Below are 11,276 nucleotides of genomic sequence, written 5' to 3' on the forward strand. Positions count from 1 at the left end.
GGGCACTCGCACGGGCACGCGCAGGGCCACTCGCACGGGCACGCGCAGGGCCACTCATGCGCCGATCCGGGACAGGGCCGTCTCCACCCACGCCGGCCGGCCGGTGTCCAGCCCGCGCAGCGCCACATGGACCCACAGGAAGGATGCGCGCGCGAGGACGTGCGCGCGCATCCCGGGCCGGACCTCGCCGCCCGCACGCCGGTAGGCGTCGAGGAGCAGGTCGAGGACCGGCGGGCCTCCCGCGTAGAGCATGTCGACGAAGTCGGCGGCGGGGTCGCCGATCCCCGCGTTCGCCCAGTCCAGCAGCCCCGACAGACGCGGCGGCCCCGCGGGGGAGCGCTCCACCAGCGTGTGCCCGGGATGGACGTCGCCGTGGACCACGACCAGCCGGTCCGGCCACAGGGTGTCGTCGTCGAGCCAGGTGTGCCAGCGCCGGGTCCGCGCCGCCGGGAGCCGCAGTTCGGTCCGGGCCCGGGCCAGCCGGTCCGCCACACCGGAGCGCAGCTCCTCGGGCGTGGGGGCCTCCAGCGCGGGCAGCGCGCCGTGCGAGGTCCGGTGGACGACGGCCAACGCCCGGGCCAGCGGCTCCAGATAGGCGCCCGGCGCGGCAAGCGGGTCGATGTCCCACCCGTACACCAGCGTGCGCTGGTCCTCGGCGCCCGCCGGCACCCCGGGCAGCCGGGGGTACGCGACCAGCCGCGGGGTCTGCAGCCGCCAGTGCGGCACCGCCACCGGCAGCCGGTCCCGTACCGCCGCCAGGACCGCGCCCTCCGCGGCCAGTTGCCGCGCGGCCTCCGGGCGCCGTGGCCGGCGCAGGATCCAGGGGGTGCCGTCCCCGTCCACGATGTGCGTGACGTGGAAGTCCCACCCGGACTCGTCCGGGCGGGCCGTGGCCGGGTCCAGGTCGACCCCGAGCAGCTCCGAGGCGTACGCGACCAACTCGTCGCCGTTCACCGGGAGATCACCCCCGGCCGTCCGGTGCCCAGATGGCGGTCGCGGGTCGCGTTCCGGTCGACCTTGCCGGTGTGCGTCTGCTCCAGGGCGGTGACCGCGACGATCCGGCTGGGTACCAGGTGGGGCGGTGCGCTCACGGTCAGTTGGCCCCGGATCCTGGCCGCCACCTCGTCCGGGAGATGGTGTGGCAGGGGTACGAAGAAGGCCGCGAGCGTGGTGTGCGTGGGCCCCTCGATCCGGGCGGCGGCCACGGCGGACACCCCTTCGCAGCGCCCGATCAGCGCCTCCACGTCCAGCAGGTCCACCCGGTGGCCGCGGATCTTGACCTGGTGGTCGGAGCGGCCCCGGAACACCAGCGCCCCGTCGGGAGCGGCGGTCACCAGGTCCCCGGTGCGGTACCAGCGGGCGCCGCCGGACGTCGTGAAACGGGCAGCCGTTTCCCCGGGGTCGTCGTGGTAGCCGAGCGCCAGGCCGTCGCCGCTGACACAGAGCTCGCCGGCCTCGTCGACCCGCTGGCCGACGTGCGGCAGCGGGTACCCGATCGGCAGGTCCTCCCCGGTGTCCGGCAGCGGCGCGGCGCCCGGTCCCGCGAGCGCGAAGGCGTGCGTGACCAGTGCCGTCTCCGTGGAGCCGTAGGTGTTCAACAGGCGGATGCCGGCCGCGCGGCCGAGGCGGTTCCACCGCTCCAGCATGTCCGCGCGGACCGCCTCGCCACCGATCACCAGCGTCCGCAGGCAGGACGGCAGCGCGCCGTCCCGGCCTTGGTGCAGGAGGTCGCCGGTCAGGCTGTTCCAGAAGCCGGTGGGCAGCACCGCGACCGTGACCTCCTGGTCCGCCACCACCTGCGCGAACCGCTCCCGAGCCGTGTCGTCGATCACCAGGGTGGCCCCGGCCGTCAGGGTCGGCAGGATCTCCTCGAGGCTGGTGTCGCCGCCGGCCCCGTGGAAGTGGAGCACCACCGCGTCCTCGTCGATGCCGTACAGGCCGCGCAACTCCGGGACCACCGCCGTCAGGGCCCGGTGCGGTACCACGACCCCCTTGGGCTCGCCGGTGGAACCCGAGGTGAACAGCATGTACGCGGGGTCCTCGGCGCGCGGGGCCGGCAGGGCGGCCGGCTCCCGGCCCGGCACCGGCGGGGGCGCGGGCGTCCAGCGCGGCCGGATCACCTTCTCCACCGGGGGCAGGTACCCGGAGTCGGCGGTCGCCACCGCCTCCCGGCAGCCGGCCCGCTCCAAGGTGGCGGTCAGCCGCGCCGCCGGGTAGTCCGCTTCGAGCGGTACGTACGACCGCCCGGCGGCCAGCACCCCCAGCACGGCCGCGACGTCGCGGGCCGCGTGGTGCACGACCACCCCGACCGGCGGCTGCGGGCCGTCCGTGCGCGGCTCGACGGCCTCGGCCACCGAACGCGCCCAGTGGGCCAGCGTGCCGTACCCGACCACCAGGCCGTTGTCGACGACGGCCGGCCGGTCCGGATCCCGGCGGGCGACCGCGAAAAACGGATCGAGTAAGGAATGCAAGGAATGCATTGTCAATTCCCTTTTTCTGTCGGACGATTGGGGCATGCGTATCGTCATCGAACACGACTTGAAAATACCCATGCGTGACGGCGTCTTATTGAGCGCCGATCTCTATCTCCCCGAGGGTGTTTCCGGACCCGTTCCGGTGCTCATCCGGAGAACTCCCTACGGGAAATCCGGAAATCCCGGCGGCGCTTCCGTCGACGGCCTGCGCATGGTGCGCGCCGGATACGCCCTGCTGGTGCAGGACGTCCGCGGCCGGTTCGGCTCCGGCGGCACGTTCGAGCCGTACTGGAACGAGGCCGCGGACGGCGCCGACACCGTGGCCTGGGCGGCCGCGCAGCCCTGGTGCGACGGCTCGGCCGGCCTGTTCGGGCGCTCGTACGAAGGCATGTCCGCCCTGCTCGCGGCCACGGCCGGAGCGCCCGCGCTGGGCGCGGTGGCCCCGCAGGTGGCCGGCTCCGGATTCGACGAGGGGTGGACGCACCAGGGCGGCGCGTTCCAGCTCGGATTCGTCCTCTACTGGGTGCTCTACGATCTGCTGCTCAGCGGCGCCGGCCTCGATTCCGCGGCCGAACAGGAAGTCGCCGAAGCCGTCGACCGTATCGACGAGCTCTACCGCGATCCCGGACGGGCCGCGGAGCTCCTGGACCGACTCGCGCCCTATTACCGGGAATGGCTCGCCCACCCGTCCGGCGACGCGTACTGGCGCCGGTCCGCACCGCGTGAATCGTACGCCGCGATAAAGGTGCCGGTGCTGAACATCACCGGCTGGTACGACATCTTCCTGGCGGGCGCGCTGGAGAATGCCACCGCGGTCCCCGGCACCGACCTGGTGGTCGGCCCCTGGTCCCATTGCGTCACCGGCGGCATCTTCCCGCAGCGCCGCTACGGGCTCGCCGCCGACGAACGGCACCTGGACGTCACCGGGCTGCACCTCGCCCACTTCGACCGCCACCTCAGGCGGCGGCCCCCCGCCCTCGAGAGCGCCCCGGTACGGCTCTTCCTCACCGGCGCCGACCAGTGGCGCACCTTCCCGGCCTGGCCCGTCCCCGGCACCAGCCCGTACGTCCTCCACCTCGCCGGCCGCACCCTCACCGAGTCCCCGGGGGTACCGGGGACTGCGGGGACCTCGTGGAGCGACGTCCTGCGCCACGACCCGGCCGACCCCGTCCCCACCACCGGCGGGGCCACCGCGCTGCCGGGCCAGTTCACCGGCGCCGACTGCGGTCCGCTCGACCAGCGGGAGGTGGAGCGGCGGCCCGACGTGCTGTGCTGGACCACAGCGCCGCTCGACGCCCCGCTCACCGTGATCGGCGAGGTCGAACTCACCGTGTACGTCAGCCCGGACGCCGCCGGTGCCGATGTGACCGGCAAGCTCGTCGACGTCCACCCGGACGGCCGGGCGGAGATCCTCACCGACGGCATCCGCCGCCTCGCCCCGGGAACCGGAGCCGGCGGCGACGGCGACGGCGTGGCCGAGGTCCGGGTGCGTCTGGGCGCGATCGGCCACGTCTTCAAAGCGGGGCACCGCGTCCGGCTGGAGATCGCCGGCAGCAACGCGCCCCGCTTCGACGTACACCCGAAGGCGGTCGCACACCACACCGTTCACCATGGCGGCGACCGGCCCTCACGCCTGCTGCTGTCGCGGCTCACGGGCGCCTGATCCGACGCTTGCGCCTGCGCCGTTGCCCGGGCCGGCCGCCGACCGGACCGCGTCCGGGTGGAAGACCGACAGGTCCGCGACCCGCTCGATCCGCCGCCCGGCCTCCCAGTGCGCGCGCCGCAGCCGGCGCAGTTGGGCCTTGGTCAGGCGGGTGCTGTGCTGCGGAATCGACCGCACCATGCGCGCCCGCTTGGCCGAGACCGGGTAGCGGTCGCGCACCTGGTACGGATCGTTCAGCAGGTGGTGTGCCGTACCCGTGTGGAACGCGGCCTTCAGCAGCGCGTAGTACGCCGCCGCGCCCACCCCCTTGGCCTGCGCGCAGTGCACCAGCGTCCGGGACGCCTCGAACAGCCGCCAGGCCACCGGCACGGCGGGCGTGGTGAACACCCCGGTCTCCTGCGCGATGCCCTCGCCCACCCCGTACCGGAAGTAGCTGCGCATGTTCGCGAAGCCGTGCTGCGCGTCGTGGAAGATCCGCGCCTGCGGCAGGTAGACCACCGGAATGCCGGCCAACTGGAGCCGGAAGTCGAACTCCCTGTCCTCGCACCAGTGGATCAGCTCGTCGAAGTGGTGCCCGCCGATGTGGTCGACGATCGCCCGGTTGTAGATGAGCGGCGGCGACAGCGCGCTGACGTAGTCGCCCTCGTCGAACTCCCTCACCCGGGCGGTGAGCTTGCTCAGCAGCCCGTCCGACTCCCCGTACACCACCTGGCCCTTGACCACCGGCTCGGTGAGCACGGCGCGCACCATCATGCGCACCACCCCCGGAGCGAAGGTGCAGTCGGAGTCCATCAGCAGCAGGTACTGGTTGTCGGTGGCGGCGGCCCCGGCGTTGTAGGCCGCGCCCAGATTGCCGACGTCCTCGATCTCGGTGACCGTCAGCGGCCTGGGGTGCTCCGCGATCAGCTTCTTGACCGCGTCGCTGGGCCCGTTGAGAGCCAGCACGATCTCGACGTCCTCGTCGATCGACTCGATGCAATCGGCGATCCGCAGATCATCGCGCAGGGCGATGACCACACTGGTTCGCGCAATGCCCTTGTCGACCGCTTCCTCGTCCACCGGCACGGTGGCCATCGAACTCTCCTCGCTGTGCGTAGAGCTGCGCTCAAAGGCGTCCTGGTTCACTGCGTGCTCACTGCGTCGGGTCCTTTGAGGCGGATCGGCAGGGCGGCCAGAGTGCGCCGCGCGATCGACTCCGCCTGCGCCCGGCCCGGGGCGTGGGCGATGACCCCGGCCAGTACGTCGGCCCCGCCGCTGTACGGCGGCAGCACGGTCCCGGGGTGCAGTTCCGTTCCCCAGAACACGTCGTGCACACCGGCCCGGCGGGCCACGTCCCGGGGGTTGCCGACCCACTCCACGACCCCGCCGTCGGCCGGCAGGAACCGCTGGACGGCGGCCGCCTGACGGGTCGGGACCAGCTCGGCCGGCTCCAGCGGCCGGCCCAGCGCGAGCCGGACCACGTTCGGCAGCGGATCCACCCCGGTGGCCAGCCGCATCACCTCGGTGGCGATGCGGGCGCCGGTCAGCCGGCAGGTGATCTCCAGCAGCACCACGCGGCCGTCCCGGGTCCGCAGGATGTCGGTGTTGATCACCGCCGGGTCCAGGCGGAGCGCCTCGGCGCCGCGCCGCACGGTCTCGGTGACCTCCGCGATCTGCTCCGGGGTGAGCCGGCTGGGCAGGGTGTCGCCGCCCTCGAAGAAGTACGGGGCGAACTCCTCCTTCTGCCCGTACTCGCGGTCCGCGAAGCCGATGCTGTGGAACACTCCGTCGACCATGAAGGCGGCGAGGGTGTGCTCGGTGCCCTCCAGGAACTCCTCGACGACGATCCGGCCGCCCGGGCTCAGCCGCAGGGCCTCCGCCGCACGCTCCCGTACCGCGTCGGCCGACTCCACCTTCATCACGCCCAGCGAACCGGTCTGGTCACTGGGTTTGATCACGGCCGGCAGGCCCACGTCGGCGACCGCCCGGACGGCCTCGCCCACGCTCTCCGCGACCGCGTGCCGGGGCATCGGCAGCCCGGCCTTGCGCAGGATCGCCAGCCGGCGGTCCTTGAGCGTGCAGTCCAGGGCCGTCTCCAGCGGCAGCCCTGGGCAGCCGAAGCGCCGGGCCAGCGTGCTGATCACCGGCGGGTTGTCGGCGCCGAGCGAGAACACCCCGTCCAGCCGGTCGACACCGGCCGCCGCGAGCTCGGCCAGCACCGCCACCGCGTCGTTCGGGTCGCACACGAGGAGGGTGTCCGCGTGTGCCCGGACCCGGGCGGTGGGGCGGTCGGTGGCCACCACCACGTCCAGCCGCATGGCGCGCAGTTCGGCGAGCGAGTGGTCCATGCCGGAGCCGAGGCCGCAGACCAGGACCCGGTCAATCACGGCCGCCCCCCGATCCCGGCGACGCCCCGGGCACCGGCACCGGCACCGGCACCCGCCCCGGCTCCGCTCCCGGCACCGATCCGGATCCCGGCCCCGTGAGGCCGAGCACCTGGAACACCTCCGCGTACCCGGACCCGGCGGACACCGCGCCCCGGTACCGGGCCAGCCCTAGGATCCCCTCGTCCCAGGCGGCGTGCCGCAGTTGAGAGCGGTAGCACCGCATCGCCTCGACCTTGGCGTCGATCTGCTGGCCGATCTCCTCGGCGTACTGGAACCGGGCCATCGGCGCCCAGACCTCGTACCCGAGGACCAGCCGCGGCGCCGGCATCGGCTCCGCCCCGGCCTCCTGGAAGAAGGACGACTGCGCCATCCACAGCGCCTCGGTGGCCAGTTGGTGCACCATCCGGTGCTCCACGTCGTCGTCGTTGTCGTGCGGCAGGTACACGACCTGCGGCCGGACCTCCCGCAGGACCCGTACGAGATCCAGGTGGACCGCGCGCGTCAGCCGGAAGTCCCGCGAGGGCTCCTCGAAGCGGACCACGCGGTGCACCCCGAGCGCCTTGGCGGAGGCATCGGTCTCGGCCGCGAACTCGGCGTCGGTCACCTCGTCGTCCAGCGCGCTGCGCTCCCGGCCGATGACGATGACCACGGTCACCCGGGCCCCGTCCCGTACGTGTTTGGCGATGGACCCGCCACATCCGATGACGTCGTCGTCCGGGTGCGGCGCGACCACGAGCACGTCGGTCACGTCGGTCACATCGGTCGCCGCCGTCATCCCCGGGCCTCCGGGAGGAGTCCGGCCCAGCCCGCCCAGCGGGCCGTCAGCGCGATGCCCTCGGCGAAGTCCACCGACGCCTCGAAGCCGAGCCCCTCCCGCGCCGCGTCGAACCGGGCCCGGGCCTCGGAGCGGTACAGCTCCAGCTCCCATGCGGGGACCGCGTCCGAGTGCGCGTCCGGCAGCGGGTCGCCGAGCCGCCTCATGGCTCGTACGGCGTCGAAGAAGGCGCCCCAGCTCACCGGTTCGCCGTGGCCGACGAGGAAGCGCTTGCCCGCCACCCCTTCCGCCACGACCGCCCGCAGCGCCGCTTCCACCACGTCGTCGACGTACACGGCGTTGCACGCGCCGCCGTCGCCCGCCGGGAGCGCCGCGAAATCGCCGGGGTCCCGCAGCAGTTGTGCAGTGGTCCACTGGCCGGCCCACGGCCCGTAGACCACGCCCGGCTGGAGGACGACCGTCTCCAGAGCGGCGTCGCCGGCGGCCAGTACCGTCCGTTCGGCGGCCAGCTTCTGCTGCTCGTACTCCCGGTCCGCCGGGTCGGCCGGGCGCGCCGGGGACTCCTCGGTCAGCTCGCCCGCGCCGGTCGCGTCGTACACGTCGATGGTGCTGAGGTGCACCACCCGCCGTACGCCGGCCCGCCGGGCGGCGGCCAGGACGTTCGCGGTGCCCTCGACGGTGGCCGCCCAGCGGGTGGACTCGTCGCCGTCGCTGCCGAAGGCGCAGTGCACCACCGTGTCGCAGCCGGCGAACGCCTCGGTCAGGCTGTCCACGCTCATCAGGTCGCCGCACCGGAACTCGATCCGGTCCTGCGGCAGTACGGAGAGCCGGGCCGCCCGACCGAACCCGCGGACCACCGGCCGGATGTCCGCACCCGTGGTGAGGGCGAGCCGCTCGACGAGCCGGCCGCCGATGAACCCGCTCGCGCCGGTGACGGCGACCGTACGGCCGTCCAGCGCGGTGGAGGCCGTGTGCGCCCGCCCGGTCCAGGGCTGGGACATGGGCCGTCGCACGGCCTCCCCGTAGCACTCCTGGATCAGCTCCACCACGCGTACGCCGTCGGCGGCGCCCGAGTGCGGGGCGGTGGTGCCGCGGCAGGCGGCGGCGAAGTTGCCGAGCTGCTCGGTGAAGAGCAGCTCCCATTCGTCCTGGGCCGGGGCCACCGCCTCGACGTCGCCGCGGTGCAGCTCCTTGCCGTCGGCGGTGATCAGCGTGCACTCCCCGGCGGGGAAGTCGGTGCCGATGGTGACGGTCGCCTCGGTGCCGACGACCTTGCAGGCGATGCCGAGGTCGCGCAGCCGGCTGAACTCGGTGAAGACGTCGATGCCGGCGAACCGCAGGTGCGCCGAGGCGTCGGTCTCCACACCACCCAGCGAGTTGTCCTCGTACGACACGACCTCGACGTCCGGGCCGAGCCACCACAGCAGGGTGTCGAAGACGTGCGAAGCGGTGTCCGTGAGCACCCCGCCGCCCGCGAGCCGGCGGTCGAACATCGACCAGGAGACCGGCTCCCAGGCGTACGGGTGCCCCTCGGCCCATTCGACCCGGCGCACCTCGCCGAGCTCGCCGTCACGGATCAGCCGGTGCACCCACTCGTACGCGGGGAAGAGCCGGCGGGGGTGGGCCATGGCCAGCACGGTTCCGGAGTCGCGGGCGGCCGCGTCGGCGGCCTCGGCCAGCCGTCGGGCGTCGGCGACCGAGGTGGTCATGGGCTTTTCGAGCAGGACGTGCTTGCCGGCGGCGAGCAGCGGTTCCACCGTCTCGGCGTGCTTGGTGTGCGGGACGACGACCACGGCGGCGTCGAAGAGGTGCGCGACCTGGTCCGGATCGGTGGCCAGGACGACCTCGTCGGCGTCGGCGCCGCCCAGCTCGCGGTAGAGGGCGAGGGCGGCCTCGGCCTGGCGCGGATCGCGGTCGACGAGGACGGTCAGCCGCACGTCGCCCTTGAGCGGGGGCAGGGCGGGGATGTGGCAGCCGCGGGCGGCCGCACCGCAGCCGATGATCGCGAGGCGCACGGGAGTCACGGGATTCACGGGAGTCATGAAGTCTCCAGGGGTCGTTGCGGGGGAGGGGAGGGGAGAGGAAGGGAGGAGGAGAGGAAGGAGGGAAGACGGGGAAGGGGAGCGGGAGTCCGGAACGTCCGGCTCAAGGGGCGTGGTGGACCCAGACGTTCGGCTCGGCGTACGTCCCGTGGCCGTCGTCCGTCACCCGCAGCGGAACCAGCCCGCCCGGCAGCGGGTAGTCGCCCGGCCCGGGCAGCGGATGCCCGAGGGCCTCCTCCCACCGGGCCACCGGCTGCCGGATGACCAGCGAGCGTTCCGCGATCCCGAGTTGCCGGGCGCCGAGCTCCAGGTGGGTGCGCAGCCACGGGTCGAAGCAGCTGCCGTCGGGGCGGCGCCAGGCCGCGTACCGCTCGATCGGGATCAGCGGATAGCGGGGCTTGCGGGTCGGCCGTACCGGGACGATCACTCCGCGCATGCCGCCGCGGGCGGCGGTCTGCCGTACGGCGGTGAGCAGCCGTTCGGCGTGGCCCGCGGCGCGATGGTCGGGCGCGATGGAGACGGACAGCATGCACAGGGCGTCCGGCCGGTCCGGCGGGCCGTGGTCGACGGCCTCGACGAGCACGTCGTCGGTGCCGGCCGGCAGGCCCCCGGCGGTGCCGTCCCAGCGGACCGGCACCGCGTTGGCCGCCGCGGCCAGCCGGCCCTCCCCGTCCACCAGGCACAGCTGGAGGACGGGGTAGTGCTCGTACATGCCGTGCCAGCGCCAGTTGCCCGGGGACTCCCAGCTCATGAAATCGGGCATGTTCGCGCCGGTCAGCCGCTCCGTCTCGGGCCGCAGCCAGGGGTCCCGGGACAGGTCGGTGAGGGTGAGGGACACCGGCGGGTCAGCCCAGCAGGCGGGTGTCGGCGGTGGCCCGCATCTCGCGGGAGCGGCGCAGGTCGGTCGTGACGCAGACGCGCTTGAGCCAGCGGTCGGTGCCGTCGTAGCGGGCGGTGAAGGGCAGCCGGCCGTGCACGGCGCGGTGGTTGTCGATGAACAGCACGTCACCCTCGTCGGCGACCACCTCGCGCATGCCGGAGTCGATCACCTTGAAGAGGGCCTCGTAGGCGCGCAGCGCGTCCGGGTCGTCCTCGGGGACGGAGGTGAAGTACGGGTCGAGGCGCATGTACGGGTCCAGGCGCGAGCCGTAGAGCAGCGGGCCGAGCGGGCGCTCGTCGATCATCTTCTGGATGGTCGCGAAGCGGGCCGCCTCCTCGGCGGAGCCGATGGTGTTGTTCTTGGGCAGGTGCGACTCGTCGGGGGCGATGTAGTAGCGCGGTTCGAAGAGGAGGTCGATGTCCTCGGCGGAGAGGGAGGACAGGTCCAGTTCGCCGACGGTGGTGGGCACGTGGTCCGGGTTGCGCAGCGCGCCGAGGATCAGGTAGTCGCTGCGGTACGGGTGGAACGCGTCCTCCGTGTGCCAGGTCAGCAGTTCCTTGCTGCCCATGCCGAGCTGGTCGTTCTCGTGCTGGCGGATCGGGAAGATGTCGTGGACGAGGTGGCCGTCCTGCTGGGTGGCCCAGCCGAACGGCTCGCCGAGCAGCGCCCCGTAGAGCATCACCAGCAGTTCCTCGGCGAACTCGGGCCCGGGGCGGCTGCGGCCGCGCCAGTGGGAGGGGGTGGGGCCGATCCGGTCCTGGTCGAAGAGGTGCCCGCGGACGACGGCGTGGCCGCTGCGGTCGGCGAGCTTGAACCCGCGGAGGAAGCGCTGGGTGCCCAAGGGCAGCCGAGACGCGAGGTGCGGCAGGTCGCGCAGCAGGGTGGGGTCGCCGAAGGAGGGGTAGGCGCGGGCGAGTTCCCGCGTGAGGTCGGCGGTCGCGGCCGCCTCGTCGAGGGTGAGGGTGTAAGCGAGGGTGCCACTGGTGGTCGTGGTCTGGTCGGTGAGGTTCGACATGCCAACTCTCGTTCTGGGGCTTGGGTTTGCTGCCCCCGGGCGATCACCCGGAGGCCCTCGG

Annotated in this window: 9 protein-coding genes; 1 reads left to right on the forward strand and 8 read right to left on the reverse strand. The window is 73.5% G+C overall.

Annotated elements, in window-relative coordinates:
- Positions 1-54: 54 nt before the first annotated feature.
- Both ACZ45T_RS35200 and ACZ45T_RS35205 read right to left on the reverse strand, forming a co-directional pair.
- Complete coding sequence (locus ACZ45T_RS35200; protein ID WP_468448205.1) at positions 55-954, reverse strand: macrolide 2'-phosphotransferase; 900 nt, start codon at positions 952-954, stop codon at positions 55-57.
- Complete coding sequence (locus ACZ45T_RS35205; protein WP_468448206.1) at positions 951-2,480, reverse strand: AMP-binding protein; 1,530 nt, start codon at positions 2,478-2,480, stop codon at positions 951-953. Before ACZ45T_RS35205 ends, ACZ45T_RS35200 begins: the two co-directional genes overlap by 4 nt.
- A gap of 34 nt (positions 2,481-2,514) precedes the next feature.
- Here ACZ45T_RS35205 and ACZ45T_RS35210 point away from each other — a divergent pair, with 34 nt between their 5' ends.
- Positions 2,515-4,137: a CocE/NonD family hydrolase gene (locus ACZ45T_RS35210; RefSeq protein WP_468448207.1), complete on the forward strand. Its 1,623-nt coding sequence runs from the start codon at positions 2,515-2,517 to the stop codon at positions 4,135-4,137.
- Here ACZ45T_RS35210 and ACZ45T_RS35215 read toward each other — a convergent pair.
- The 6 genes from ACZ45T_RS35215 to vioC form a co-directional block, all read right to left on the reverse strand.
- Positions 4,102-5,211: a glycosyltransferase family 2 protein gene (locus tag ACZ45T_RS35215; protein ID WP_468448208.1), complete on the reverse strand. Its 1,110-nt coding sequence runs from the start codon at positions 5,209-5,211 to the stop codon at positions 4,102-4,104. The two genes, ACZ45T_RS35210 and ACZ45T_RS35215, sit on opposite strands and share 36 nt — an antisense overlap.
- A gap of 47 nt (positions 5,212-5,258) precedes the next feature.
- Positions 5,259-6,503 carry an ATP-grasp domain-containing protein gene (locus ACZ45T_RS35220; RefSeq protein WP_468448209.1) on the reverse strand — a complete coding sequence of 415 codons (1,245 nt, stop codon included), beginning with the start codon at positions 6,501-6,503 and terminating at the stop codon, positions 5,259-5,261.
- Positions 6,496-7,278 carry a PIG-L deacetylase family protein gene (locus tag ACZ45T_RS35225; protein WP_468448210.1) on the reverse strand — a complete coding sequence of 261 codons (783 nt, stop codon included), beginning with the start codon at positions 7,276-7,278 and terminating at the stop codon, positions 6,496-6,498. The genes ACZ45T_RS35220 and ACZ45T_RS35225 overlap by 8 nt, the downstream gene beginning before the upstream one ends.
- Positions 7,275-9,320, reverse strand: coding sequence for an NAD-dependent epimerase/dehydratase family protein (locus ACZ45T_RS35230; protein WP_468448211.1), 2,046 nt, complete (start codon positions 9,318-9,320; stop codon positions 7,275-7,277). Before ACZ45T_RS35230 ends, ACZ45T_RS35225 begins: the two co-directional genes overlap by 4 nt.
- Positions 9,321-9,423: 103 nt before the next feature.
- The gene (locus ACZ45T_RS35235; RefSeq protein WP_468448212.1) at positions 9,424-10,158 is read right to left on the reverse strand and encodes a hypothetical protein; all 735 of its coding nucleotides are present in this window, start codon (positions 10,156-10,158) and stop codon (positions 9,424-9,426) included.
- Positions 10,159-10,165: 7 nt separating this feature from the next.
- Positions 10,166-11,215 (reverse strand): arginine beta-hydroxylase, Fe(II)/alpha-ketoglutarate-dependent, encoded by a 1,050-nt coding sequence (gene vioC / locus ACZ45T_RS35240; protein WP_468448213.1) that lies wholly within the window; start codon positions 11,213-11,215, stop codon positions 10,166-10,168.
- Positions 11,216-11,276 lie beyond the last annotated feature (61 nt).

This window comes from Streptomyces sp. NPDC030995 (assembly GCF_055571215.1).

Excerpts from the sequence above, each read along its gene's own strand:
- vioC (WP_468448213.1), bottom strand. The coding sequence starts at position 11,215 with ATGTCGAACCTCACCGACCAGACCACGACCACCAGTGGCACCCTCGCT.
- ACZ45T_RS35230 (WP_468448211.1), bottom strand. The coding sequence starts at position 9,320 with ATGACTCCCGTGAATCCCGTGACTCCCGTGCGCCTCGCGATCATCGGC.
- ACZ45T_RS35225 (WP_468448210.1), bottom strand. The coding sequence starts at position 7,278 with ATGACGGCGGCGACCGATGTGACCGACGTGACCGACGTGCTCGTGGTC.
- ACZ45T_RS35215 (WP_468448208.1), bottom strand. The coding sequence starts at position 5,211 with ATGGCCACCGTGCCGGTGGACGAGGAAGCGGTCGACAAGGGCATTGCG.
- ACZ45T_RS35210 (WP_468448207.1), top strand. The coding sequence starts at position 2,515 with ATGCGTATCGTCATCGAACACGACTTGAAAATACCCATGCGTGACGGC.
- ACZ45T_RS35205 (WP_468448206.1), bottom strand. The coding sequence starts at position 2,480 with ATGCATTCCTTGCATTCCTTACTCGATCCGTTTTTCGCGGTCGCCCGC.